Origin of the sequence: Paenibacillus gyeongsangnamensis (assembly GCF_027533625.1) — a bacterium.
GTDB classification, from domain to species: Bacteria; Bacillota; Bacilli; order Paenibacillales; family NBRC-103111; genus Paenibacillus_G; species Paenibacillus_G gyeongsangnamensis.
In genome coordinates this window covers 97,202-123,093 of record NZ_JAQAGZ010000021.1, presented here as the reverse complement: position 1 = coordinate 123,093, position 25,892 = coordinate 97,202, and the positions used below count along the sequence as shown (strand labels likewise).

Annotated in this window: 21 protein-coding genes and 3 pseudogenes; 20 read left to right on the top strand and 4 right to left on the bottom strand. The window is 46.8% G+C overall.

The annotated features are described in order from the left end of the window. The first annotated feature begins 8 nt into the window (after positions 1 to 8). The 15 genes from O9H85_RS27715 (at position 9) to O9H85_RS27645 (ending at position 16,742) form a co-directional block, all read left to right on the top strand. Positions 9 to 896 carry an aldo/keto reductase gene (locus O9H85_RS27715; protein WP_269884650.1) on the top strand — a complete coding sequence of 296 codons (888 nt, stop codon included), beginning with the start codon at positions 9 to 11 and terminating at the stop codon, positions 894 to 896. Positions 897 to 899: 3 nt separating this feature from the next. After that, positions 900 to 1,523, top strand: a complete 624-nt coding sequence (locus O9H85_RS27710) for an MBL fold metallo-hydrolase (RefSeq protein ID WP_269884649.1) — start codon at positions 900 to 902, stop codon at positions 1,521 to 1,523. 30 nt (positions 1,524 to 1,553) lie between these two features. Further along, positions 1,554 to 1,958, top strand: a complete 405-nt coding sequence (locus tag O9H85_RS27705) for a Rieske (2Fe-2S) protein (RefSeq protein WP_269884648.1) — start codon at positions 1,554 to 1,556, stop codon at positions 1,956 to 1,958. Between the two features lie 21 nt (positions 1,959 to 1,979). Continuing rightward, positions 1,980 to 3,035, top strand: a complete 1,056-nt coding sequence (locus O9H85_RS27700) for an amidohydrolase family protein (RefSeq protein ID WP_269884647.1) — start codon at positions 1,980 to 1,982, stop codon at positions 3,033 to 3,035. Positions 3,036 to 3,887: 852 nt separating this feature from the next. Continuing rightward, positions 3,888 to 6,218 (top strand): AraC family transcriptional regulator, encoded by a 2,331-nt coding sequence (locus O9H85_RS27695; RefSeq protein ID WP_269884646.1) that lies wholly within the window; start codon positions 3,888 to 3,890, stop codon positions 6,216 to 6,218. A gap of 164 nt (positions 6,219 to 6,382) precedes the next feature. Continuing rightward, complete coding sequence (locus tag O9H85_RS27690) at positions 6,383 to 6,526, top strand: hypothetical protein (RefSeq protein WP_269884689.1); 144 nt, start codon at positions 6,383 to 6,385, stop codon at positions 6,524 to 6,526. Beyond that, positions 6,522 to 7,889: an extracellular solute-binding protein gene (locus tag O9H85_RS27685; protein WP_269884688.1), complete on the top strand. Its 1,368-nt coding sequence runs from the start codon at positions 6,522 to 6,524 to the stop codon at positions 7,887 to 7,889. Before O9H85_RS27690 ends, O9H85_RS27685 begins: the two co-directional genes overlap by 5 nt. Positions 7,890 to 7,916: 27 nt before the next feature. Further along, positions 7,917 to 8,813, top strand: a complete 897-nt coding sequence (locus tag O9H85_RS27680; RefSeq protein WP_269884645.1) for an aldo/keto reductase — start codon at positions 7,917 to 7,919, stop codon at positions 8,811 to 8,813. A 21-nt stretch (positions 8,814 to 8,834) separates the two neighbouring features. Then, positions 8,835 to 10,172 carry an ABC transporter substrate-binding protein gene (locus tag O9H85_RS27675; RefSeq protein ID WP_269884644.1) on the top strand — a complete coding sequence of 446 codons (1,338 nt, stop codon included), beginning with the start codon at positions 8,835 to 8,837 and terminating at the stop codon, positions 10,170 to 10,172. Positions 10,173 to 10,258: 86 nt separating this feature from the next. Beyond that, positions 10,259 to 11,128 carry a carbohydrate ABC transporter permease gene (locus tag O9H85_RS27670; RefSeq protein ID WP_269884643.1) on the top strand — a complete coding sequence of 290 codons (870 nt, stop codon included), beginning with the start codon at positions 10,259 to 10,261 and terminating at the stop codon, positions 11,126 to 11,128. Between the two features lie 22 nt (positions 11,129 to 11,150). After that, positions 11,151 to 11,999 carry a carbohydrate ABC transporter permease gene (locus O9H85_RS27665; RefSeq protein WP_269884642.1) on the top strand — a complete coding sequence of 283 codons (849 nt, stop codon included), beginning with the start codon at positions 11,151 to 11,153 and terminating at the stop codon, positions 11,997 to 11,999. Positions 12,000 to 12,006: 7 nt separating this feature from the next. Further along, complete coding sequence (locus O9H85_RS27660; protein WP_333474275.1) at positions 12,007 to 13,020, top strand: Gfo/Idh/MocA family protein; 1,014 nt, start codon at positions 12,007 to 12,009, stop codon at positions 13,018 to 13,020. Between the two features lie 42 nt (positions 13,021 to 13,062). Further along, on the top strand, positions 13,063 to 15,201 hold the full coding sequence (locus O9H85_RS27655; RefSeq protein ID WP_269884640.1) for an alpha-amylase family protein: 2,139 nt from the start codon (positions 13,063 to 13,065) through the stop codon (positions 15,199 to 15,201). Between the two features lie 83 nt (positions 15,202 to 15,284). Further along, complete coding sequence (locus O9H85_RS27650; protein ID WP_269884639.1) at positions 15,285 to 16,274, top strand: amidohydrolase family protein; 990 nt, start codon at positions 15,285 to 15,287, stop codon at positions 16,272 to 16,274. A gap of 276 nt (positions 16,275 to 16,550) precedes the next feature. Continuing rightward, positions 16,551 to 16,742: a hypothetical protein gene (locus O9H85_RS27645; protein ID WP_269884638.1), complete on the top strand. Its 192-nt coding sequence runs from the start codon at positions 16,551 to 16,553 to the stop codon at positions 16,740 to 16,742. Positions 16,743 to 17,218: 476 nt separating this feature from the next. Here the strand turns inward: O9H85_RS27645 and O9H85_RS27640 are convergent, their stop codons facing one another. Continuing rightward, positions 17,219 to 18,346 carry a phosphodiester glycosidase family protein gene (locus O9H85_RS27640; protein WP_269884637.1) on the bottom strand — a complete coding sequence of 376 codons (1,128 nt, stop codon included), beginning with the start codon at positions 18,344 to 18,346 and terminating at the stop codon, positions 17,219 to 17,221. Positions 18,347 to 18,794: 448 nt separating this feature from the next. Between O9H85_RS27640 and O9H85_RS27635 the strand changes: the two are divergent. After that, positions 18,795 to 19,826: pseudogene (locus O9H85_RS27635) on the top strand (IS630 family transposase). 1,061 nt (positions 19,827 to 20,887) lie between these two features. Then, positions 20,888 to 21,706 (top strand): TylF/MycF family methyltransferase, encoded by an 819-nt coding sequence (locus O9H85_RS27630; protein WP_269884687.1) that lies wholly within the window; start codon positions 20,888 to 20,890, stop codon positions 21,704 to 21,706. A gap of 221 nt (positions 21,707 to 21,927) precedes the next feature. On the opposite strand, the gene O9H85_RS27625 is transcribed toward O9H85_RS27630, so the two are convergent. The 3 genes from O9H85_RS27625 to O9H85_RS27615 form a co-directional block, all read right to left on the bottom strand. Further along, entirely contained in the window at positions 21,928 to 22,080 is a 153-nt protein-coding gene (locus tag O9H85_RS27625) for an NUDIX hydrolase (protein WP_269884636.1), read from the bottom strand. A gap of 667 nt (positions 22,081 to 22,747) precedes the next feature. Beyond that, entirely contained in the window at positions 22,748 to 22,999 is a 252-nt protein-coding gene (locus O9H85_RS27620) for a hypothetical protein (protein WP_269884635.1), read from the bottom strand. A 38-nt stretch (positions 23,000 to 23,037) separates the two neighbouring features. Further along, positions 23,038 to 23,589, bottom strand: coding sequence for a hypothetical protein (locus O9H85_RS27615; protein WP_269884634.1), 552 nt, complete (start codon positions 23,587 to 23,589; stop codon positions 23,038 to 23,040). Positions 23,590 to 24,184: 595 nt separating this feature from the next. Here O9H85_RS27615 and O9H85_RS27610 point away from each other — a divergent pair. The 3 genes and pseudogenes from O9H85_RS27610 to O9H85_RS37935 all read left to right on the top strand — a co-directional run. Beyond that, positions 24,185 to 25,036, top strand: coding sequence for a hypothetical protein (locus O9H85_RS27610; RefSeq protein ID WP_269884633.1), 852 nt, complete (start codon positions 24,185 to 24,187; stop codon positions 25,034 to 25,036). A gap of 327 nt (positions 25,037 to 25,363) precedes the next feature. Next, a pseudogene (gene tnpB, locus O9H85_RS37940) lies at positions 25,364 to 25,486 on the top strand (IS66 family insertion sequence element accessory protein TnpB); the annotation flags it as partial. A gap of 95 nt (positions 25,487 to 25,581) precedes the next feature. Beyond that, positions 25,582 to 25,687 (top strand): annotated as a pseudogene (locus tag O9H85_RS37935) (hypothetical protein); the annotation flags it as partial. Between the last annotated feature and the right edge of the window lie 205 nt (positions 25,688 to 25,892).

Here is a 25,892-nt window from a genome sequence, read left to right as displayed (position 1 = left end):
TGTGGACGATGAAATACACTACATTCGGGAAAACCGGGCTACGCGTAAGTCGAATTGCGCTCGGGGGATATCCGTTCTCAGGCGTGAATAAGGCTAACGGATGGGACCCCTACAGTGCGGACGGCCGTGCGACGGCCATACGTACGATACATGCAGCGTTGGATGCTGGGATCAACTATATAGATACGGCACCCAGCTACGGCAAGGGCCATAGTGAGAGCATCATCGGCGACGCCCTGCAGGATAGACGCGGCAGCTGCTACCTGGCGACCAAAGTCGGCTGGAAGGGCTTGGATAAAGAATCTGTCATCAAAAGTGTGGAAGACAGCCTTATTCGGCTGAAAACTGATTATGTCGATGTGATTCAGTTTCACGGAGGAATTTACTACCGGGAAGATACGCAGCACATTATCCAAGATGGGCTACTGGAAGCGCTGGAATCCCTGAGGAGTCAAGGCAAAGTCAGGTGGCTCGGCATTACCACAGAGGAGCCGTTCTCGATCCTGGACTTACTCGAAACCGGTTATTTCAGTGTCGTTCAGCCTTGCTACAACATCATCTATCAAACAGCGGCGACGCATTTACTTAAACAAACAGCGGAGAAAAATATCGGGGTAGCCGTAATGAGACCTATGACCTCTGGGATTTTCCAACGTATTCTGGAATACCTGGAGCCCCAACTGCAGACCTCTACCGACATCTACGCGCTGTGTATGAAGTTTTTGCTGGCGGACTCCAGAGTTCATGTGCTGAACATCGGCATGAGGTGGCCGGAGGAAGTGGATCGTAATGCTCGACTGTTGGAAGCATTCACTCCCGTATTTGATATGGCTGACCTTCCACGGTTGACTGCGAGAATATATCAGACGGACGATGAACGGAAAGGAATCCAATAAACAATGGCTGATGATATGGAGCTTGTGAAGTGGAAACTACTTACAATGGGGTGCCTGAGCAGGAATAAATTCTGGGGCGAAGATGAGGGGAAGGCATACCGACGCGCCTACTGCACTACGGTGCTTCTCGTTGCAGGCGGAAAGAGAATACTCGTGGATCCCTCTTTCCCTGCCCGGGAAATGGCGGGTATCCTGGATGCGAGATGCGGATTAACCCACACGGATATTGATGTGGTTTATCTGACACACTCGCATGGCGACCATGTGGTGGATATTCACGCCTTCGAGAAAGCAGCTGTATTTATGGCCAAGGAGGAATTTCGCCATCTAAGGGACCCGAACGATCCCAAGCTGTCCGGAGTCAAACCGGCTGAGGAAGAGCTGGCACCCGGAATCAAGTACATCCATCTGCCCGGTCACACCCTGGGGCTGACCGGCCTTTTGTTCCAATCGGCGCAAGGCAGAGTCGTCTTGGCATCGGATGCTGTCATGACGGAGGACTTCTATCGGGCGAAGCAAGGGTATTTCAACAATGTGGACCCGGTGGCTACTGTGGAATCCATTAATCACATTGACCAAATCGCCGATATCGTAATACCTGGGCATGACAACTTTTTTATAGTATGAAGCTTTATATTGGACTGGGGAGGATGAAACGTGGGAAGACATGTGATCGGAACTGTGGCAGAATTGCCGAAGGGCACAAGAAAAATCGTTACACTGGAAAATCGTTCAGTCGGGTTGTTTAATGTGAACGGCACTTACTATGCCCTTAGAAATACGTGCCCGCATCAAGGGGCGCCTCTGTGCATGGGCACGGTAACGGGAATGACGCTGCCGTCCGAACCGGGGGAATATATTTACGGCAGGCATGGGGAAATTGTCCGATGCCCTTGGCATGGCTGGGAATTTGATCTAACCACAGGCAAATCGATCTATGATCCGAATAAATGCTTGGTTAGAACATACGAGGTAACCGTGGAGCAAGGCGAACACGCCCAAGCGGAAGTTGAGACGTATCCCGTTAAGGTGGAGTCGGAACTAGTCGTCATTTACATGTAATAAAACGAGGAGGTTTGGAAGATGAGTAAAGGAATTATCGATTGCGACGTTCATCCGTACCCAAGAAATATAGAAGAGATTCGTTCTTATATGCAGATGCCCTGGAGAGATCGGTATAGTGGCAGTGGCCGCGGTTTCTTCGGCAATCCGGTTCACGGTTCCCGTCAGGATGCCAAACCGCCAGTCGGTCGGCCGGAGGGGAGCGACCCGGAGTTTCTCCGCAAGCAGCATATTGTCCCTTACAACGTGGACCATGCAATTCTGTTGCCAAGGGCCTTCTGCAACCTACTTCCCGATCCTGACTTTGCTTCTGCCATTGCAGCAGCCTACAACGATTGGCTTGCGGATACATGGTTAGGCAAATACAATCCCGACGGCGTATTTAAAGGATCGATCACGATCGCCCACCAAGACCCGATAGCCGCCGCGAAGGAAATTGAGCGCTGGGCTGGACATCCTCACTTTGTCCAGGTCATGACGGATTCCGGGGCACGAGCGCCGTTCGGGCAGCGGCAGTATTATCCGATTTACGAGGCTTGCGAACGTCTAGGGCTTCCCCTGGCCATCCATCCTGGAACGGATGGCATGGGAATCAACGTGCAGCCGTCGCCGGGTTATCCCACCCATTATATTGAATGGCATACGTGCCTGTCACTGGGTTTCCAAGCCCATCTGGTCAGCTTTATTACGGAAGGCGTCTTCGAAAGGTTTCCCGGATTTAGAGTCGTGCTGGTAGAAGGCGGTTCGGCGTGGGTGCCTACTTTGATATGGCGACTGGATGCCGAATATAAAGCGCTGCGGTATGAGGTGCCCTGGGTGAAGAAACGTCCCAGTGAATATTTGCGCGACCATGTCCGCGTGACATCGCAGCCATTGGAACGGCCTGACAATGACAAGTTTCTGCTTAATAACCTGGAAGCGATGGATGCCGAGCACATTATGATGTTCTCCAGCGATTATCCGCATTGGGATTTCGACTCGCCAAAGCAGTCCTTCCCGAAGTTGCCCGAAGCGCTGCATAACCGGATCTTCTGCGAGAATGCGCGTGAGTTTTACAAGCTGAATACCCCAAAATAATGATAAAAGTGGTTGAGCTGCACGTAGACTCAATCACTTTTTGTTATTGAAGCACAAATTCGCTTACAGAGAGGCTAACAATCTGGCTGATTGGTTATACGCTTCAGTGGAAATAGCGTGTTGAGAAGTCAGCCGAATTCAAAAAGTGCTGGAAAATCAGTTGTCAGCATGTTCTTGGTAAATCTGGACGCACAATGGATTGGCGAATTTTAGGATCCTGTGTATTGATATATTGTAAATAACCCTCGATCTTCCCGAATAAGGGGTTAATCACTGGACTAGCTGTGTTGGTTGGGTTCACCTGTTTCACATCAGTTTTAGGTATAGTATTTATTACAGGTTTATTAAGAAAGGTCCAATTGGGTTTAGGCTTTCATATACTTCTTAAAATTTCTTTGCGCTTATTTAACACAAAACTCCCCCTATTAATAATCCAATAAGCACCGAAAAAAGGTTATACAAACCTGATTTCTCGGTGCTTCCGTTTTTTTCCTTGACTATAAGTTTACTCTAACACAGCCCATAATTATAATGAAGTGCTGCCCAAAAAGATGATTCCGGCAAAAGCCCCCTCATCGAAGATAAACTGGTGAAAAACCTCAACACCAAGTAACCAAAATCATCAAAATAGAACAATATACGAACACGATGCCAGTTGCATACCGACGGCCGCTTGTAGCTTAGGTGTTTTTTTCACTGTCCACTAAACGGGGGCTTGACCAATCGTCAGTGGCGGTTTTTCTTATGTTTACTTACAGCTCTATCAAAATGATCTATACTGCTATTCCGTGCAACTGATATAGTAGAGTTATGTAAGCGTTTAACGTTCTGCGGCTCGAAAGGGGAAGGAAAATGTTGAAGCTATTTACACGAACAAGGGGAACGATTTTTTGGACGACGATTAAAATCATTATGCTCATCTGTTGTGTCCCATTTATTCTTACCGGCAGCATTTTCTATTTCTTCGGCTCGGAGGTCATCAGCAATGAGGTCAATAAGGCGCACTCCGTGCAGCTTGAACAGTCCATTCAACAAATTGATGAATATTTATCGGGACTTGAGAAATTCGTGGTCAGAGTCTCCCTCGATCCAACCTTTGACGAATCGTTAAATCGGTTGGATTTTTCATGGGAATTCGAAAAAACAAAAGATTTGTTAAAATCCCTTTCTCTTATGAAGGAATCGAATTCTTTATTAAGCAACGTTGCCTTATATCTTCGTGGCGCCAATGTGGTGATCGGCGATGAGTCAGGATTGCTGCCTATCCAGACGGAGGAAGACCAAGACTTGTTTAGCTCCCTCATGCTAAACCAGCAAACAATTTATTGGGATTACTCCCTTAAACTGCTTAATAAGCCCGGCTCCTCCTTAAAAGCCGTTGTGGTCAAGCTTCCCGGCGATCAGCTCAAAGGCTCCTTCGGCGCTTTCTTATTATATTTGGATCAGAATAAGATTAATTCTATGGTAAGAAAGCTGGCTTCCGGCGAAGGCGTATCTTATCTGATTAACGAGAACGGCGTTGATTTGACAACCGATCGCCAGAACGATCAGAAGGAGCGGAAGGAGTTAATGCTTGCTTTGATGGGAGAGATCAAGGAAAGGCCAAGCGGTGAAACCAATTTTAAGTTTGAGTGGAAGAAAGAAAAGTACTCAGTTTTTTACGGTAGTATTTCCAAGCTGGGCGGAAAATGGACGGTTATTTCCGCGACGCCCATTTCCCAGATCGTGGCTCCAGTTACTTTTACAACAAGGATGATTGTTGAAATCAACGTCATCTGTCTGGTATTAGGTTTGGTGGTGTCATGGATCGCCTCGAATAAAATTTACGCTCCAATCCTTCGCTTAAAATCCATTTTTGAATCGGGCAAAAGCGAGCAAGAGGAAGAGCAGAATGAGATTTTATATATCGAGAATCAATGGCGCAAGCACCTGGATGAAAAGGAATTGATACGCTCCCGCATGGAGCAGTCGATTCCTTCGTTAAGAGATAACTATTTGCTCCAATTTTTGCAGGGCAATCTCTATTTTCATACCGAAGCGGAAGTTGTTGAGCAGCTCTGCCGGGTTGAGTGGGATGTCCGAAATAAACGTTTTGCTTTCTTGGTGGCGCAGCTGCACGGCATTAGCGATCTTGGCGATAAATATGGTCCGCGGGATTCCCAGCTCCTTACATTTGCAGCCTCCAATATTTTGTCGGAGATCTGCTCACAAAACCTAAAGATGACTCACATCATCAATTTTCAAGATTTATCCGTCGGGGCGTTCCTCGTTTCCAACCATGGTAGCAGCTACGATCAATTCCATCAAGAGGTGTACAAATCCGGGCGTGCCTTCGTATCGGCGGTGAATAATGTGCTTAAGCTGAATGTGACGGTCGTGGCGAGCAATATCGTCGATGCGATTGCGGAAACCCCCGCGGCGTTGGAAATGTCCCGCAAAGCGCTTCGTTTCCGCGACTTGCATGCATCCAACCAGATTCTGGACATGAAAGATTTTATGGCAGGTGCCCACCGCCACACGGTCAAATACCCTTTCGAGCTGGAACGGGACATCGTCTATGCGATTAGCAGTGGCCTGGAAGAGGAAGCTGTCGGTTTAATACGGCAATTTTTGAGCATTGTAGTAGAGCAAAGCGAGGGTACGGAGCTCATTATACAGCAAAGCATGATGAAATTGCTCGGAGCCATTCAAGATTTGATTATCAGGTATGACATAAATATATACGATATGTACGACGGTGTTCATTTGTACGAGCAGCTTATGCACATTCACGAGCCGGAGGAAATGCTGAACTGGTTCCAACACAAGTTGATCCAGCCTTTTATTCGGATGCTGTCCATCACTTACGATTCCGGGATTAAATTGAAAATGGAGCAATTTTTGGCCGAATTGAAATCAGACTATTTATCGAATACTTCCTTGGAGACCTATGCCGAAAAAATGAACATGAGCCCTTCCAAATTGAGCAAAGCTTTTAAACAGTTCACAGGAGAGAATTTTATCGATTATATCGTAAAGCTCAAGTTGGAGCATTGCAAGGAGCTGCTTGTTCATTCGGAACTGAAAATAAACGAAATTTCCGAGCTTTTGAATTACCAACCGTCCTATTTGATTCGGATTTTTAAGAAGTATGCAGGGATGACACCGGGGCTGTTCCGTGAAAAATATAGGGGAAGTGTATAGAATTGGCTAAATTTTAACCTGTCAAAAAAATACTATCGCCGGAAATTGCCTAGTGCCACTGGGAAAATTGCGTACATAAGCCTCAAAAAAAAAGATATCATTGCCTGAAATCAAGCCGATTTGTAACGTAAAGGTTGAATTGGACCAGAGAAAGGAGGGGTTCAGTGAATGAGCAGCAGATCTTTATTCAGCGGGCCAATGGTCTGCATGTTGGTTTTGGTGACAGCATCTTGTTCCTCCGGGAGGGCATTCACGGCCAACACGTTAGACAAGGGTTCCAAACCAAACGGGGAGCCTACCGAAATTAGTATCATTACTGAGTTTCATACACCGGAACCGCCGAGGCCGGACAATCCTGTTCTAAAAGAGATCGAGAAACGGACTCAAACAAAACTGAGCATCACCTGGGTTTCTCCGAACAATTGGGATGCGAAACAAAGTGTTACCCTGGCATCCGGGGATATTCCAGACTTGATGAAAGTGTCAGATGTATCCAATCCTTTGATGCAGCAGATGGTTCGGCAGGGAGTTTTTTGGGATCTGACTCCATTTCTTCAGGACTATCCTCATTTGATGGAATATCCGAAAAGTGTCTGGGAGTCCACTAAAATCGACGGGAAGAACTATATCATACCTTCTGTCAGACCGTTTGAAGGGGCCAGCTTTTTGGCCGTCCGTAAGGATTGGCTGGATAAGCTGCATTTGCAGATACCGACAACAACGGAAGAGATGTATAAAGTTTGGAAAGCGTTTGCTAATGAAGATCCGGACGGAAACGGAAAAAAAGACACCTACGGCTTCAACATGAGGGACTGGTCTCCCATACTGGATAACATCTTTAATCAAAATAACGGCAAATGGAAGCTGAGGGACGGCAAGCTGGTCGATATAGTGACCGAGCCCGGGACACGGGATATGCTTGTTTTTTTGAACAGGGCCTACAGGGAGGGACTTATTCCCAGAGACTTTCCGATCATGAAGACCTCTCAGGCGGAGGATCTGGCTACTCAGAGTAAAGCCGGATTCACGACAGATACGGTACTTGGCTTGTGGAGACAAATCGATCTGCCGATGAGTACGAATCCGGAGGCCGACTTTTTGCCGCTCACCTCGCTCAATGGCGTTGTCATGCAATCTCCCGGGTTTCTTGGCGCGTATTTGATCCCCAAAAAAGTCCCTAAGGAAAAAGTCAGGAAGATCTTATCTTTAATGGATTACGGAGCCTCCGAGGAAGGCGCCTCTTTGGCGATCAACGGGATTAGAGATGTTCATTACAAAGAGGTGGACGGCTACAAAATAGCTACTAAACAGGCGGATCTGGATAGCATTTCCGTCAGCTCGTTCGGGAAAATTTTTGAACGCTTTGACAAGTATTTGTGGGCTTATGCGCCCGGCATGCCGAGGAACATTTATGAGCGTAACAAAAAAATAATCGACGAAAGGTCTAAAGTCAGTGTGGACGACCCTTCCATTGGTCTTATTTCCAATACGGCCATTCAGGTTGGCAGCGAATACAACAAGAGAATCGACGATATGAAAACTAAGGTTGTCATTGGTAAAGAATCGATCCAGGCTTGGGATGTGTTCGTGGACCAACTGAAAATGGATGCCCAATATCAGAAAATCGCGGCTGAAATGAACGAGGCTTACCGGCAAAAAATGAACAAATAGTGTCTCTTAAACGAGGAGTTGGTGCGGATGAAATACGTGGATTTCGGAAAAACCGGGCTCAAGGTTAGCCGGATTGCGGTGGGCGGGTACCCGTTTGCAGGGGTGAATAAAGCGCAGGGATGGGATCCGTATAGTGACGAAGGCAGAAAAACGGCCATTCATACAATTCACACCGCGCTGGATTTAGGTATTAATTATATCGACACGGCTGCCGGTTACGGCAATGGTCATAGCGAATCCATTATCGGCGAGGTACTGAAAACCAGGCGCGACGAATGTTTTGTAGCCTCCAAGGTTTCCTATAAGGGGATTGACAAAAGGGGAGTCATGGAAAGCGTCGAAGCCAGTCTTAAACGGATGCAAACGGAACATATCGATGTTATCCAGTTTCACGGAGGCATCTACGACAATGAGTCTTACGACCATATCGTCAACGGGGGGCTGCTGGAAGGACTGCAGGAGCTGCGCCAGCAGGGCAAAGTACGGCTGCTCGGTCTGACCACCGAGGATGCGCATTCCGCCTTGAATTTGTGCAATACCAACCTGTTTGACGTTGTGCAAGTCAATTACAACATCATTTATCAGGCGGCTGCGTTACATCTGCTCGATCTGACCTCGGAGAAGGGCATGGGCGTGGCGATCATGCGCCCGATGACTTCAGGTATCTTTCAGCGGCTAATGGAGTATCTGTCTCCGAATATGGCCCAGCACGAAGATCTCTATTCCTTATGCTTGAAGTTCCTATTGTCTGATTCCAGAGTGCATATCATTAATGCCGGAATGAGGTGGCCCGAAGAGGTTGAAAGAAACGTTCAGCTGGTCGATTCCTATGATCCGCCTCTGGATATCGTCAACCTGCCGCGCATGACGGTGAAAATTTATGAAACGGACGATCTCAGGAACGGATTTGTCCCATCCAACTAATCCATGGGGAGGGCTTTACTTATGAAATACAAAAAACTCGGGGCCATCTTAACCATCTTTTGCATGATGGTCCTCATAGTTCTGGGATGCTCCAACGCGGCAGCCCCGACATCTACCCCTGCTTCCGGCGAGTCCGGGGCTAAGCAGGCGGGGAAAGTGACCCTGCGGATCTCCTGGCAAACATCGCCAGCCGGCGACAAAGTCAATCAGGAGTTAATTGAGTCGTTCAAGAAGACTCACCCCAACGTGGAGTTTGTGGTGGAGACGGCTGAAGCGGGCAAATATCCGTCGAAAATTTCGATGGACGTAGCGGCTAACAATGTTCCCGACACGTTCTTTTATTGGAGGCCGGAGCCGAGCTACGGCGTCGACAAATTCATACAGGCCGGCGCTTTGGCGGATTTGTCCGAAATCAAGAATGAAGCGTTCTTTAAGGACAAATTCGCCGATTACGCAGTAACTACCTCCACCGTTAACGGCAAGCTGTATGCCATCCCGACGGGCTATGCCTTCATTATGTTTCTTGCCAACAAGGAAATCGTGGACAAGCTTGGTTTAAAGCTCCCGGAAACCTGGGAAGAGCTGGTTAACCTGACCAATGTCGCCAAAGCTAAAGGCTATATTCCATGGGGCGTCTCTACCAAGCCTTTTGCATCCGGCTGGGAAAGACCGCTCGGCTATGTATTCGACAGATTTTTGACCAACAAGGGTGAGAAAGGCGTGCTTAACGCGTTTGCCGGCAAGGTGCCGTTTAACTCACCGGAAGGGATTGCCGCAGCAGAGCATTTGCGTGATCTGGTAGCGGGCAAATCGGCGCCCGATTCGACAACCCTGGACGATACACAGGCCACCTCGAAATATTTCAATACGGAGAAAGCCGTCTTGTTCATCAACGGTACGTATTCATTGCCGACCATCAAACCGGAGCTATTGCCGAAATTGGTGCCTTTGAAATTTCCCACGATCCCGGGAGCAGCGGACAATAACCCCATTCAGGACAAGGATTTAACCGAAGTCGCCTATGTCAGCAGCAAAGCTTGGGCGGATCCGGTGAAGAAGCCGGTTATGCTGGACTGGATTAAGTTTTTGTGCAGCCAGGAGTTTTCGGACGCGAAGGTATATAAACAGCAGACCTTGACCCCAAACCAGGATCTCAAGCTGGATTCCACCAAGGTAGCAAAAATTCTGATCGACGCCAAAACCATCGCAGATCCGGCGAATCAGGTAAAATGGCCGCTATCCTTCGCTAATCCGGAGCGGAAGGAGCCGTTTTACAGCGTGTATTCCGAATTCTGGGCCGGCAAATACACAGGCAAGGAGTTCGCCGAAAAACTTCAGGAAATTTTTTACCAAAAGTAAAGGAAGATGTATCGGCGCGGTGATTCATTGGCGCTTTACATCGCCGCGCCTTCTTAATTTATTCTGATTCAAAAAGAGAGGGCAAAATGGGAGTAGTGAAATTTAGAGCTTTCTATTTAATGTATCTTATCCCTGCGTTGCTGTTGTATTGCATCTTCTTCATCCTGCCGTTTGTCCAGACTGTGATTTATAGCTTATATAACTGGGATGGCATCAATACGCCGGTATTTTTGGGATTGAAAAATTACTGGGAGATGTTCCACGACAAGGTGTTTTATGCAAGCACCGGCCGAGTTTTAAAGTGGGCTCTTATCCAAGGGATTGTGCAAACGATCATCGCTTTGCTTTTAGCCAACCTGCTGAAGGGCAAACTGAAAGGCTCCAAGTTTTTCAGATCGGTTTATTTCATTCCCGTCGTCATGTCATCCGCTGCCATCTGCCTTATGTTTACGGTTATGTATGATAACGATATCGGGCTTCTTAACGCGCTGCTTCGTGCCATCGGACTAGGAGGCTGGGCTCGGGTATGGTTAGGCGATGCTCAGGTCGCTTTCTATGCGGCCATTGCTGTGCCGATATGGCAGGGTATCGGACTGTATATGGTTATTTTGCTCTCAGGGCTGCAATCGGTATCCGAAGAAATTTATGAGTCCGCCAAAATGGACGGAGCCAATGCCTGGCAGCAGCTGACCAGAATCACGATCCCGATGATATGGAACATTATCCAAATATGCATTATCCTTACGGTTTCAGGAACGTTCAAAAATTTCGACTACGTTTACATTCTTACCGCCGGAGGGCCCGGGAGCTCGACCCATGTGCTTGCCACCTATATGTACGATAAAGCATTTGTGGGCCTCCGATACGGATACGGCACTGCGGTTGCGGTCATCATTTTCCTCCTTGGCTTAGCCTTTACCGTCATATTCCGTGCGCTGACCAAATCGAGGGATTAAGGGGAAAAGGAGGCAGATGACCTTGATAAGCCAGCGAGGCGCAATACTCAAAAGGCGTACCCTCAATACGGGCAAATATTTAATATTGCTGCTCTACTCTGTAGTGACGATTTTCCCTTTGCTCTGGACGTTCTCCAATTCCTTTAGGACGAACGATGAAATTTTTTCGAAATTCGCGATCGTTCCGGAAAGTTTTTCTTATGTCACAAACTACGAGATGATTTTCTCAACAAGCATTCCTCTCGCTTTTTACAACTCCTTAACCATTACCTTGCTAAGCCTTTTCATCATGCTGGTATGTGCAATTCCGGCGGCATATTTGCTTTCCCAATACAGATTCAAGTATGCGCAGCTAATCTATTTGTTTTTTGTCATCGGAATCATCGTTCCAAGGTTATCTATTTTGATTGCCGAATTTAAAAACTATCAGATGTTTGGCTTTTTTGGCAAGCAATATCCGATCACGCTTTGCTATGCGACGTTCGAGCTTTCTATCGCCATCTTCCTGCTGGTAGGCTTCATGCAGAGCATTCCGCCGTCCTTGATCGAATCAGCTAAAATCGATGGAGCCAACTCGTTTGATATTTTGATGAAGGTGGTTATGCCGATCAGCCGAAACGGGATCGTGACGGTGATCATTTTGGCGTTCGTTTCGATCTGGAATGAATATGCGTATGCGATGGTTATGATCCCCAACATCAAGTTCCGTACGCTGACGATTTTGCTGGCCTCGGCCAAAAACGAATTTTTCGTCGAGTACGGCATGATGTCCGCGGGTGTGGTGGTTGCTGTGGTCCCGATGATTATTGTGTACAGCTTTCTTCAGGACAAAATCATCAGCGGCATGGTGGCGGGCGCTGTCAAAGGTTGATTCTGTAATGTCAGGAGTGGAGAAAATTCCAATGTTGAAGCTTGGTATCATAGGATGCTCAAAGTTTGTGTATGATTTTATTTACGATTGCACCAAAAGATATCCACTGTCGTTGGTCGGTATTTGCGACAGCAAACCGAATGCGGAAGCTTTCCGCGCAAGGTACCAATGCCCGGACGTATTCGAGGATTATAAGGAAATGCTGGAGCAGACAAGACCGGATCTCGTTATCTCCTTTCCCAATTATGAGGATCAGCACGAGGTGGCTCGTGATTGCTTGCTTGCCGGGGCGCATGTTCTATCCGAGCGGCCGGTTTGTCTCAGCTCGAACCAAGCGCGCGACCTGGTTGAGATTGAGCGTCAAACTCATCGTTATGTCATGGCCCGACTTAACAGAAGGTTTACTCCTTCTTATGTGATGGCGAAAAATGTGGTCGCGGGTCCTGAATTTGGAAGGCCCACCATGTACTTGGCCAAATATCATGCATCGGCATACGAATCGGAGGAAATCTTTATTTGGAATCATGCTGTGCATCATCTGGACGTGGCAAGGTATTTGCTAGGGGATATTATACTTCTCCACGCTGAACGGATCTATGTGGACCCCAGAAGATTTGGCTACAACATTTCGTTCCGGTCGGAGGGCGGATGTATTGGGGTCATCCAGACGAGCTCGCTTCAGTGTGGAGAGTATCCTATGGAACGCGTAGAAGTTACAGGACACTTACGCAATGTCATCGTCGACAATATCAGGTCGGTACAATACAATCGACCTGCGCCAAAGAGGGAAACGTTGGATGAAATGAGCTTCATTGAAGGCGGGGATACATTGGTGTGGACTCCCAATTTCGCCCAGCTGAACAATTTCACGTTCTACGGCTTCGAGAATATGTTCGAGCATCTGGTTCAATGCATCTCTAGCGGACAGAAGCCGACCTTGCATATGGGGGACACGATCAAAACCTTGGAACTAGTGGAACGTTTATGCGAACTGGCGGGCATGGAGAGAGACAAATTGTGAGAAATGAAGAGCTATTAATAATCAGGTAAAGGATGAAAAACAATGATCGAACAAAAACAAACGAACCTTCCTTGGTATCGCCGTGCGGTGCGCTGGGGGCAAACCAACCTGACCGAGATGGATCCTACCAACTGGGACAAAGAGTTTTGGAAACAATATTGGAAAGAAACGAAGATTCAGGGCGTCATTATTAATGCGGGCGGCATTGTAGCTTATTATCCGAGCAAGCTGGAGATGCAATATCGCGCCGAGGGCCTCGGCGACCGCGATTTGTTCGGTGAATTCGCAGAAGAAGCCCGAAAAGCCGGACTGATCGTATTAGCCAGAATGGATATCAATCGGGCGACCAAGGAGTTTTTCGACCAGCATCCGGACTGGTTCGTGGTAAACGCCCAAGGCGAACCGCTCATGTCGAACGGCCGGTACTTCTCCTGTGTGAACAGTCCGTACTACAAGGAATTCATTCCTGAAGTGCTTAAAGAGATTATAGAGAAATACCGTCCGGAAGGATTTACCGACAATAGCTGGACGGGAGCTTCGCGCAAGGTGATTTGCCATTGCAGCTACTGTAAGGCTAAATTTAAAGCTGATGCAGGCTTGGACCTGCCGATTTCCTCCGATTATAACGATCCGGTTTACCGCCAATGGATCAAATGGAGCTATTCGTGCCGCATCGAAAACTGGGATTTGTTCAATGAAACCACCACACGTTTCGGCGGGTCGGATTGCTATTGGTTAGGCATGTTTAACGCCGACCCGTTCAGACCGCATACGAACTTCTGCGATTTGAAAGAAATCGGCCGGCGGTCCAAAATCATGATGTGCGACCACCAGTCAAGGGAGACGAGAACCGGCTTCGAGCAGAACAGTCTGAACGGATTTCTGCTGCATGGTTTGGCGGGATGGGACACCGTTATTCCCGAGAGTATGTCCAATTATATTCGGGGTGTGCGCACATTTCGGCAAGGCAGCAACCCCGCGAAGGAAACCCAGCTGTGGATGCTTGACGGCATTGCCGGCGGGATTTCCCCATGGTATCACCATGTCGGGGCTGTTCAGGAGGACCGGCGCCAATTCAAAAATGCCCCTCCGGTCATGCAGTGGCACGAGCAGAACGAAATTTATTTATACGACCGGCTGCCTGTGGCGAACATCGGCTTGGTATGGTCCCAGGAGAACACCGAATTTTACGGACGCGATGACGTGGAGGAGAAAGTTTCGCTGCCGTGGCATGGCTTTGTTCGGGCGATGACGCGGGCCAGAATCCCGTTCATTCCCGTACATGCCGACCATATCGACCGGGAAGCGGCAAACTTAAGCCTGCTGATTTTGCCGGATTTGGCGGCCATGACGGATGCCCAATGCGAGGCCGTGCAGCGATTTGTCGAGTCGGGCGGCAATCTGCTGTTCACCAGCAAGACGGCTACGTTAAATGAATGGGGCGAGCACCGCGAGAAATTCCCGCTGGAGGGGCTGACGGGCATCCGACACTTGCACGAGGTTGCCGGCACGGAGGGCAAGTCGAACCCGAATTGGGAGGTTTTCGAAACCCACAACTATTTCCGGCTGCCGCAGGATCGCCACCCGGTCATAGCCGGCTTTGAAGATACCGCGACGCTGCCCTTTGGTGGATCGGTCCGTCGGGTCGAATGTGACGGAAAGCTTAGTCCAATTGCCACCTACATCCCGGCGTACCCGATCTATCCGCCGGAATTCAGCTGGGTCAGGGTTCCAAACACGGATATTCCGGTTATGTTAGCCGGTGAGCACGCTTCTGGCGGACGTATTTTTTATTTTGCCGGAGATGTGGACAGGGCGTATGGACGAACGCATCTTCCGGATTTGGGAGATTTGCTGGCTAGCGCGGTGAGATGGGCCATGAACGACAATCTTCCAGTCAAAATTGAAGGTCCCGGGTATTTGGATTGCAAGCTGTTCAAGCAGGGAGGGAAATTCATCCTGCATATAGTGAATTTGACCGGCACCAACCAAAGCCCGGGGTTTGTTGAGGAATTTATACCGGTTGGTCCATTGAAGATATCATTTTACACAAGGGAGACTATGCCGAATCGCGCATTATTAAGAGTTTCCGGCATCGAGGCTAAGCTTGTGGTAGAAAATGCATGGGCTACGATTCAGGTGGATTCGGTCATAAACCACGAGTTGGTCGTTCTCGAGTAACGGATATGGGTGGGGGCATCGAATACGTTGCCCCCGCATCACGCTTTTCAGCTGAACTTTAGAGTATAGGAGGCAAGTAGAGTATGGAGCGGGTTATCGATGCTTACTCCCACGTCGGGTCGCCACGGTACGGCACCTTGAATGATGCCCTGGATAACATGAAACGTTACGGGATCAGCAAATCCGTTCTGGTCCTAGCCAAGACAGTACCCGATTTTAAAAACCTGTTTAACGGGATCCGCATGTTCCCGGACATACTGAGGGGCATCGGCATTCCGTTCGGCGGGAGTCCGTCGGAGCGCGAAGCATTAGTCGATTTGCAGCTTCGAGCCGGTGTATCGGGCTTGAGAATGGAACCGGAGGAGGTCAAGAGCAATCCGCGTATTTTGGAGCGGCTTGGGGATGCGGGCAGATGGATCTTTGCCATTAATCCGTTTGGCAACTCGGACGTGACAGAGATCTATTTGAACTGGCTTGCACGCTTTCCAAACGGCCGGATCGCGGCGCCACATCTGTTGGTGACCGAAACGCAGATGGAGGAGCTGAGTAAGAATCCGTTTGTGAAAGAGCTTCTGTCACATCCGCGGTTCTATGTTATATTTTCTAGACACGGCGGCTTGGGGAGCAGACTTCCGTACCCTCACCATGATTTTATTCCGTGGATCCACTACGTATTGAAGCATGCCGGAATCGAGAGGGTGATGTGGGGCAGCGAATTCCCAGTCATATACTCCCGCAACGAATCGATGATGCAATGTAGAGAGTGGCTTTCACAATTGCGGTTAGATTTAGAACAGGAGCAGATTCAGGCTATTATGCATGATAATGCGGAGCGAGTCTTTTTCTCGGAGACCGGTCCTTCGCATTCGGATGTGCATCTTCCCGAATGGATCGATGAACAGTTCGATCACAAGCAGTTTGTGCTCGTCTACAACCAAGCCCCGGTTAAAGTTCCGGTTTATTTGTATGACCGTTTGTTGACAGGTTATTTAAAGTCGGAAGAGCTGCAGCGAGGCGACATCTTTTCGCAATATATAATTAATAAACTAGAGCAATGCTTAATGGCTGAATAAGGATGGAACTAATAGAATAAGTACACACCAAGTTCAGTTTTCGTCCATATTGATTGTTAGATTGGTATGGTGAAAAACCTCAACACCAAGTGCCCAAAATAATCAAAACAGAACAAAATGCGAACAGGAGAAACCCAGTTGTATCAAGGGTAGTATAGGAATGTTCGTAGGATTTTTGTAAAATTGATGGGAACTAATCATTTAGGATCACAGCAGCTCAAAGATTTTAATTGGCCGCATATGAGTGGATATGGTTATGGTTTAGGGGTCCGCGTCATGTTGGATCCTGCAGATGGAGGCATCAATGGTTCGATAGGCGAATTTGGCTGGGCCAGTCTAGCCGGGTCATGGGTGTTAATCGATCCGAAGGAACAATTGTCCGTCGTGTATATGCAGCAGATACTGCCGAGTCTTGAGCCTTACATTCATACCCGTTTGCAGGCAATTATTTATGGAGCGTTGGAATAAAGGAAAGGTTAAGCATAATTAGACTCGCAGCCGATTGCTGTGGGTCTCTTCTTGTTGTGGCTAAAACGTGTAGGCTTCAAAAGCCCTCTGAATAAGGTTTGCGGATGTTACCGGCAAATATGTACATGAAGTTCATCATTAGACCGAAAAAAATGCCGCTGTAGTCAAACAGTCTAAGATTAATTGCCTCCTTTTAATAGGTTACGATGCAAGAACAAAATCGGTTTGCTCTAAATAAAATTATCATCGAAATTTCTTATGAAAAGAAGGAAGATGTCGTAGGAGCGAAGCTGTTCGTTTAGACATAAATACATAAACCTTGAATTGGTGTAGAAGTCAAAGAGGATCCTGCGCGGCGGATCCTTCTGGTTTAGATGGGACATTTGCATAAAGCACCTACATTTGATCATAGGTTTACATGCTGGGGAAGTGAGACGAGGATGATAATGCCGGGAGAATCACCTTCGTCTTCTAGATCATTTCGAATTTTTTGCAAACGGCTTGACTGAAGAATTGAAATGATTCATATCTATTCCGGCCCAAACATTAGGCACTTCTACCTGATCGGGATGATCGAATACAAGAAAGGCCGTAGGCAGGTATCTCATGCCGTAAGAACTGGAAGAGCGATTAACCAATTGATTATCCTTGACGAGCACGGAGGAGGAGCCCCCATCCAAATTAGCTGCAGTGACAGCGCCTTTCTCCAGCAGCAGCTGCTGAGCATCATATAGCGTTGCCCCTATGGAGTAACCAGGTTGCCTACCGTCGATCACAAGGAACATGATGGTTCCGTCCTTGGACTGTGCCATGCAAGTGCGTGGAGCGATACCCCAGCCATCTGCCTCGTTTTTGACGAGGCCTTTGCCATTCACTATGAATCTGGGCTGGAACGTTACCGCGTCTTTTACGCCAATCCGAAGCAATTCGGAAGGCTTATATCGTCCGGCCACCATAACCCCGTTTCGGTCGATTCCCACTACGTTAACCGGATCCCCCATCCCTACATCGCTGTAGAGCAATTTCCCGCCGGACATCACGATCCCTGCCGGCTTGAACCCGTTGCCATCATAATTGGGATCGTCGAAGGCGCCTCCGTTGACGCCTGCTAAGGCCCCGGTTCGTTTCACCATGCTGAGAATCTGCTCGCCTTGTCCTACGATGTTTGTAGTCACGACACGGATCATCTTCGGATTGTGAACGTACATCAGGTATCCTTTGAATTTTTTTCCGGTCACTTGCTCGACTTGTACCGTGTTGTTGGATAGGGGGGATATTTGAATGTTATGATTATCCTTCTCTAGGCCCATGGCATCGAATTTCTTAAGGTAATCATCTACGCGACGGTTTAATTGGTCTTGTCCGATCAAATATTTGGCATAATCGCGATGCTGCGTTGTTATTAACGTATCCGCCAACGTATACCTAAGGTTTGTTCCTGACTCGGTGAAATAGAACCACAGGACGCCGCCAAGTGAAGTCAAGAGCATCATGATCGCGATATATCCGAAAATACGATGCTTTCGCCGCTTTGGCTTCCGGCCAGGCGTCGGTGTCGGGGCTGCTTTGTTTGGAACGTAAGTATAACCGCGATATGTACTCAAGACAAACCCTTCTTTCATCGCAATATATTTATACAATATAGTGCATGAACATTAAAATGAGATGAAATGACATAAGCCTCAGTGGTTGTGGAGCAAAAACATTTCCCAGGGTATTATTGGCTGAACTGAAAAATGGGACGTGGCAAATTAAAAATGGAACCGGCATGTTCAAATAGAAGCATTACGAAGCAGAACTTATCATTTTTACTGGGTTCATCAGTTTGGTCCTGAATTGACAAGCGGATTCGACCCTAATGAAGTGCGCTCAGCCCCGGATGCCCTTATTATTGTGACAGCCTTGGTTAATGAGTTTAAATTAGTATCAAGAGATTCTGATAAGAATTTTGACCAGAGTGAACTATATAAGTTGAACTAAAGGCAATTGGAAGGAAATCCTAATCGCCTGCGTCGAATATAGAAATATAACTTATTCGGACGGGTGATCTCTATGAAAACGATCGAGGAGCAATTACAGGATGTCGAGCAAAGGTTAAAGCACGAGCAAAGTAGACGCATGTTCGAACGATATCAAACCGTGAAACTGAACCTGCTCGGTAAATCCAACGAAGATATTGCCACAAGCATCGGGCGAAAGGAAAGCACAGTGGGCACCTATTTGCTTTATCGCAAGAGCGGACTGGATGGGCTAGAAATGAAATTTTCACCCGGACCGCCAGAGCAACTCAGCAAGGAGCAGCAAGAAAAGCTGAAAAAAAGTATGGACTTTGTTCCGCGTGACGTTGGATTCACCACCAAGTTCAACTGGACGCTGCAAATCATAGGCGAATACATCCTCCGGGAATTTGGCAAAACCTACTCCATCCGAGGTGTCTCCAAACTCATGCATCGGATGGAGATGAGCTATACCAAGCCTACCTACACGATTGCTGCAGCTGACGAAGAGAAACAACGCTTGTTTGTCGAAACCACCTTGCCAAGGTTAAAAAAATTACGAGAACGGCGAAATTGATCATTTATTGTTTGAAGATGAAAGCATGATCCGTGATTATCAAGCGCTGCAGAGAACGTGGTTCGTAAAAGGAAAACAGCGAATCATTAAAACGACAGGCAAGCATCGAGGCGTCAAACTGCTGGCTACGCTGGACTATGCCGAAGGTAAAATCCTATGGAAAGAAGACGCAGTACAATGCCGAAGCCTTCCTTGCGTTCTTGAAACAAGTCTTAGCGGCTTATCCAACCGGCAAAATCGTCATGTTGTTAGACAATGCGAATTCGTCATGCCAAGTTGCTCCGAAGTTTTTTAGATGAAAATGAAGATCGCCTTGAACTCGTGTTTCTCCCACCCTATAGCCCTGAACTTAACCTGGTTGAGGGGCTATGGAAGTGGTTGAAGGAAGACGTCATCAACAATGTGTTTTACCATACGACGGATGAGATCCGTAAGAATGTTGGCATGTTTATGGACAACATTATGAGAGATCCAATGAAGATTATTGATCGGCTCTGCATTCGCATGTAAGTCTCATTGGTTCAACTTATATAGCAAAAGAAGGAGGTGCCGAAGTACCTCCTTCTCTTGCTATGGGGATTTCGAATCATACATAATGCAATTAAGTGTGATTCGGAAATACCCAAGAACCCTTATCGTTATTGGGTTTATCGAAATTCAGGGTTTTAAATGATTTATACTACCAATCCAATCACACAAAATAATTAGTATAAAGTAAATGTGTTTGTTTGGTAGTATTATCCATCTAGTGACCTAATTTTACACGTACTTCGGCTGTACCCGTAAAGGACAGGCTTACTGAGCATGCCTGACTTTCAGTGTTACTAAAGTAAAGAGCAGATTATCTTATTGCTCTTGCGTTAAGATCAACAAGCGTGTCTTTTTAGGTATGCTAACTTTTCTTCTAGGCCATCTGAATTTGTTTTGGTTGAAACGGAAGCTGTACAATAACCAACGTTTATTACCTTGTCTTCCTTTGTTGTGAATCCGCTTGAGAAGATAGTGCCGGGTTCAGAATGTTCGTGCGTTTTGTTGCATTTAATACAAAAATACATAAGATTTCCTCCCTATTGTAATCGCTTCCTACCTGATCATAATTCATATGTAACAATAAAGATACAGAATTTTCCGAAAATTATTGAATTAAAAATATAAACACCGAGACATCTGTACAAAACCTGGTGTTTTGTACAGATGTTCTTTATTGAGCTATCGTATCCTTAGCTTAATTACACATCCCAGAACTAAACTTGGTTTACTTATTTAGAATTACATGGTTTGAATAGTCTGGGATATCACGAATCCCTGACTTTAAGAATTCAGGATACAAATTAATATCATCTAGTTCTTTTATCTGTACCCATTTATATATCAACTTGTCCCCCTGCTGGTGACGGTATATCCCGTTTGAAACTTGCAAGATTGAAAATGGTGAGTTGTGGAGGAATACTCGTCCAATCTATCGGAGGAATGAATCATATATTGAATAAGATGATTCATTAGTCGAAAGGTGGGAGTTACCGGTGCGAGACAATCAGGCGTCAGGGAATTCCGGACAAGAAGGTGAACATATGCTTTACAATCTGGCTAAAGATATGTATTTGGAACTGCTAAAAAAAGCGATTTTGTTTGAGATCTGGCATGAAGATGCCGAACGATATCAGCCTTTGACGCCGGATATACATCTACATCTTCCTGCTGAATTATTGAATCAACTGCGTGCCCAGGATTTGGAGGTTGTTAAACGGTTTCATCCCAACCGTGACGTGCGCCGTATAGGTTTTGACTGGCCTCCTGTCGCGCATAGCATGATCGGCAGAGTTCGCATGGAAAATTTGCAGCAATGCATGCAGACTGTATTGAATGACAATATAGAGGGCGATTTTATAGAAACCGGGGTCTGGAGAGGCGGAGCTTGCATTTTTATGCGGGGTTTTCTCAAAGTTAACGGGATCAAGGATAGAAGTGTGTGGGTGGCCGACTCTTTCGAAGGATTGCCCAGACCGGAATGTTTTCAAGATAGCGGCGATATTCACCATACTTTTGATTTTCTGAAAGTTTCTTTGGAAGAGGTAACAGAAAATTTTCGAAAATATGATCTCTTGGATGGTCAAGTCCGATTTCTAAAGGGGTGGTTTAAAGACACTTTACCTTCCGCTCCGATTAAAAAGATTGCGGTGTTGAGATTTGACGGAGATATGTACGGTTCGACCATGGATTGCTTGTATAATCTGTACCCGAGAGTCTCCGAAGGCGGATTTATTATTATTGATGACTATTGTCTGCCGAATTGCGCAGCTGCCGTCAACAACTACAGAAATATGCACGGAATTAATGACCCGATGTATTTGATTGAAGGATGCGGCTGTTATTGGCGGAAAATGAAATAGACGCGGCAAGGGTTCGCAAATCGAGCAGGCCCACATACATGGGAGGCATCCTTTTCCTTTAATTGGACGTTATCTTTCAGCGGCAACAATTATGTCAGAACAGGATCTCAATCGAAGAAATAAATCAAAGCACCCAATCGGTGCTTTTTCTTTTGCTTAAAAACCAACTTAACACAAAGTGGGAAATGCCTTGAAAATCGAAACTATTGCAATTGAGGTACTTAAAAATCTCCTCCCATCTGAACTCTTCCCCCAGGGAGTGCCCAATGATTGTCATCTATAGCTTTATGTAAAAGCACATGTCCATTTTCTAAACATATTCCTGCTACTCGGAAATTAAACATCATATTATCCGTTTTAAATACTACATCCAACTGAATCCGCCCCTTCGGAAAATTTGCATAAAATTACAATTCGGTACCAAACGCTGTAATTCCTTGTTGAATTAATCTGCCCGTTACTTCAATGACAAAGCAGACCGCCACGGCAGTCTGGGATGGGGAAATAGCTCAGCTGGGAGAGCGCATCCCTATGAGTCAAGCAGCAACCTCTTCCCAAACGACAAGAAGACCGCCGGCCATCCGGCCAATGGCCGAATGAGGCGATCTTCAATGCCGTCCGAAGACGATGGCTACCCATGGCGCTAATTTGTTGCATTGATCCGCATCCCGCGCCTCTGCCGAAAATTAGATAACGACAGACCGGGTAAGGGACGCGTTCAACATATGAGTACTAATGTTGACGCACCTCCTTTCCTTATAAGCAAACTTTAACACAGCTTTGGTCAAAGTTCCAGTCTTTATGTAACATAGATCAGATTATGTTCAATCATCCAAACTAGCGATTCTTTGACTGCCTCCAAGGAAAAATAGCGCGGCTCATAACCGTTACCTCGGCCGAATCGGATACCGGTTCTATTAAAGGGATTGATAAAGATGCGATTATTGCGTAATCCTCCAGTTAGGTGAGCACAGGCTGCCGGTTCGTCAGAAGCCTGTTGTCATGACGCTATCGTACCCGTTAGTGAATTAAACATTACTCTCAACTTTCAGGCATTGGAATTGTGATTGCCCAATGTCCTGGCACACCATAAATCCCATCAGCCTTCTTAATATTAATCATTACGATCTCGAATGTTGCTTGATGGGTGGATTTGGGCATCGGCGAGAACGTGAATTGTTGATGCTCGGTTTTTACTTCCCTCGTTCCATCACTTCCAAATTGACGTAATTGACTACCTTCCTCCAGACGCAATTCTGTAAAAAATTCAATTGCCTGGGGCGAAAAGTTCACGTCGACGATAACCTTTTCTTCGCTAAATGTCACTGAATTTACGGTAAGAGTGTAAAACCATCATGAGTCACCGATTGGTTAATTTCCGCTTTTCCAACCATTAAAGTTCCTGGTCCATACTGTATTAATAAATCAGAGGGCGCTGCAATTCGGGTGCCGCCAATTCTAAATTCCAATTGAACTTGATAATACCCCGATACTAACCCCTTCTCAGAAGGTATCAATGTTATATTTTTTTTCTTTTCATCTTCCCGTTTCAAAGATACATGACTCCACTCATACAAAGGAATGGATAAGGCAGGTACCTGTTTTCCTAACTGATAAAAAGCTAAACTTGTTTCATCTAAGGTAGTATCTTGATCTGCCTTAAAGTCTAAATCAACAGAAAGTGGCGAATATAAATCGATAACATTTTGATTCAAGGCAATTTTGGGGGTTATATATTGAGGGGCGGGACGGCTTGATATAGCCTCCGTAGTCTTAGATGCTTGAGATGCTGTCTTTTCTGGGTGATGCGGTGACGTAAACCTTTCACCCCATGCAATTACGATTAATAATGCGGTAATTATCAATAAAGCAATTATTTTCATATAGCTTCACTTCCCGAAATTATTACCTGCAAACAAACCGCATTTTTTCATAAGTGGTACCTCCACTTAATAACTGCTACTATAGACGAAATTGGAACTTATATTGTTGCGTAAATCTGCCCGTTAGCTCAACGCCCAGCAGGACATATGTATCAAATATCTGATTTGGTACATATGTCTCTGGTTTATCGCTCAACTAACGGACAGGATAACGAAACAATTTCTCCCTATTTTCGTCTAGACGGGTTGGGAGGAATGGGAGGAGCGGATTATCCGGTCACAGTCCTGCAAATAAACAAGCCGGCTGCCGGTACCCCGGGCCTCTATTCGGCTTTGACGCGGGAAATAGCCGTATAACAAACCAACTGGATACAATTCAAGCAGTCGTTTCTGGCCAAACACGAAAGGATGGAGCGGGTCACGGTCCTGCGACGCGGATCAGGCCCTCCGCAAACCGTGCCGGGCATGACGGCCTCTTTATACCGAACTTCAGATATTATGGAAAATTCTCATATAAATTGAACAAAGGGACTATATCAGTCCTTTTTAATATGAATATAGATAGAGTAATCCAGTATGGAAGGAGTGAAGCTCCATGCGTTTGTTTGGAATAGATTTTAGTGGTGGGAATAATGCTGGGGCCTTCCTGCCTTCCGGTAAAACAAGAGCGACCTGGCTGTGGGATACTACATTGATTAATACGAATGCAGGCCGGAATGCCGTGCTTCAATTCGCCCGAAGGCAGCAGATTACCCGGATTTACTTACAGGTGAATACAAGCGTTGCCAAGTACGCGTATCGCGCTTTCATCAGGTCGGCCACGTCCTCCGGCATTCAAATCCACGCACTGGACGGGGCACCGGACTGGGTTTTGCCCAATCAGCAAATAAGGATCAGCAGTCTGGTCAATTGGGTTAAAACATACAACAGCTCCGTAACCGCCAATGAATGGTTCACCGGCATTCAGGTCGATATCGAGCCGTACCTGCTGCCGGAATGGTATCAGGACCAGGATACTACCGTAACCAACTGGCTGGATGCCTTAACCCTGTTTGCCAATGAGGCACAGGATCCTTCATTAATCATTAGTTGCACCCTCCCGTACTGGGTGGACGAAATCATAGTCCCCGTTATAGGGGGCACCTTGATTGAATCCGTCTTTCAGTTGATGAACGAAGTGACTCTCATGTCATATCGCGATCAAGCGCAGGCTGTAGTCGACATCACGGATACCAAGCTCACTTTGGCGGACGGTCTCGGCAAAAAGATCTTCGTCGCCGTGGAAACCAATCCGACTTCGGAGGGTCTGTATTTAACTTTCTACGATGACGGCCGGTCTGTTATGGAGGAACAAATGCGCGAAATCGATCATTTGTTGAATCTCCATCCATCCTATGCCGGCATCTCTGTTAATGATTATAATGGCTGGCGAAATTTAAAGCCATAACGTTAGAGAACCTCGATCTTTGCGCGCCAAATGCGCTAAAATTGGGCTTTAAGTTGCCAGTACGCTGATATGCGGGCCTTTCTTGCGTTTAAAGCGAAGATCTGGTTTTTAGGAAGGGGTTTCATTTACCCTCATTTTTACATAGGTTATATAATCTTTTTCGGTAAGACGGTAAGACAAAACGTGGAATCCTTAGAGCCGTAAGGGTTTAGCTGTCTTAACCTGTCTTACTTTTGCCTAGATAACTTCACTGATAAAGTGAGTTAGGCACCAAAGTAGATGATTTTGTGAACATGTAAAAGGAGCTGGCAGCCGCGCAGCGTTGACGGCCTGGCCGCCATCGTCCAGGAACAGTTTGCACTGAACCCGTTCTCCTCGGCACTGTTTGTGTTTTGTAACCGCAAGCGGGACAAACTCAAAATCCTGCAGTGGGTTACCATTTTGTCGTAGTAATGTCGGCTAATAACTACTATAGTAAGAGGTATCGGCCTTTACGATACATACTGTACGGGGGTTAGCTGATCAATGGGCAACAATTACTACTTATGTACCGCTCCCAGAACAGGCATCTGGCGTTTGCGGCGGGGATTCATTTCTGTCTTGGCTATTTAGCACCGCTGGCGCGAATGGAGGGGCAGATAGCCGTTCAGCACTTGGTCGGAGGCGTGAGGCGATTGCACGTATCCGCCGCCGAGGCGGCGGAATGGTACTCGTTGTCTAGCTTCCGCGGACTGGAGCGGCTTCCGGTGCGCCCTTAAATTGTGGGTAAAGCCACTTTAACTTGACTCAGGCATCATCGGTGGTAAATTGCCAATCAACACCTTTTTGGCTCTGGTTGCGAGTTCGCTCCCACTCA

Excerpts from the sequence above, each read along its gene's own strand:
- O9H85_RS27660 (WP_333474275.1), top strand. The coding sequence starts at position 12,007 with ATGTCAGGAGTGGAGAAAATTCCAATGTTGAAGCTTGGTATCATAGGA.
- O9H85_RS27645 (WP_269884638.1), top strand. The coding sequence starts at position 16,551 with ATGTTGGATCCTGCAGATGGAGGCATCAATGGTTCGATAGGCGAATTT.
- O9H85_RS27630 (WP_269884687.1), top strand. The coding sequence starts at position 20,888 with ATGCTTTACAATCTGGCTAAAGATATGTATTTGGAACTGCTAAAAAAA.
- O9H85_RS27715 (WP_269884650.1), top strand. The coding sequence starts at position 9 with ATGAAATACACTACATTCGGGAAAACCGGGCTACGCGTAAGTCGAATT.
- O9H85_RS27675 (WP_269884644.1), top strand. The coding sequence starts at position 8,835 with ATGAAATACAAAAAACTCGGGGCCATCTTAACCATCTTTTGCATGATG.
- O9H85_RS27650 (WP_269884639.1), top strand. The coding sequence starts at position 15,285 with ATGGAGCGGGTTATCGATGCTTACTCCCACGTCGGGTCGCCACGGTAC.
- O9H85_RS27610 (WP_269884633.1), top strand. The coding sequence starts at position 24,185 with ATGCGTTTGTTTGGAATAGATTTTAGTGGTGGGAATAATGCTGGGGCC.
- O9H85_RS27710 (WP_269884649.1), top strand. The coding sequence starts at position 900 with ATGGCTGATGATATGGAGCTTGTGAAGTGGAAACTACTTACAATGGGG.
- O9H85_RS27680 (WP_269884645.1), top strand. The coding sequence starts at position 7,917 with ATGAAATACGTGGATTTCGGAAAAACCGGGCTCAAGGTTAGCCGGATT.
- O9H85_RS27695 (WP_269884646.1), top strand. The coding sequence starts at position 3,888 with ATGTTGAAGCTATTTACACGAACAAGGGGAACGATTTTTTGGACGACG.
- O9H85_RS27700 (WP_269884647.1), top strand. The coding sequence starts at position 1,980 with ATGAGTAAAGGAATTATCGATTGCGACGTTCATCCGTACCCAAGAAAT.
- O9H85_RS27615 (WP_269884634.1), bottom strand. The coding sequence starts at position 23,589 with ATGAAAATAATTGCTTTATTGATAATTACCGCATTATTAATCGTAATT.
- O9H85_RS27655 (WP_269884640.1), top strand. The coding sequence starts at position 13,063 with ATGATCGAACAAAAACAAACGAACCTTCCTTGGTATCGCCGTGCGGTG.
- O9H85_RS27670 (WP_269884643.1), top strand. The coding sequence starts at position 10,259 with ATGGGAGTAGTGAAATTTAGAGCTTTCTATTTAATGTATCTTATCCCT.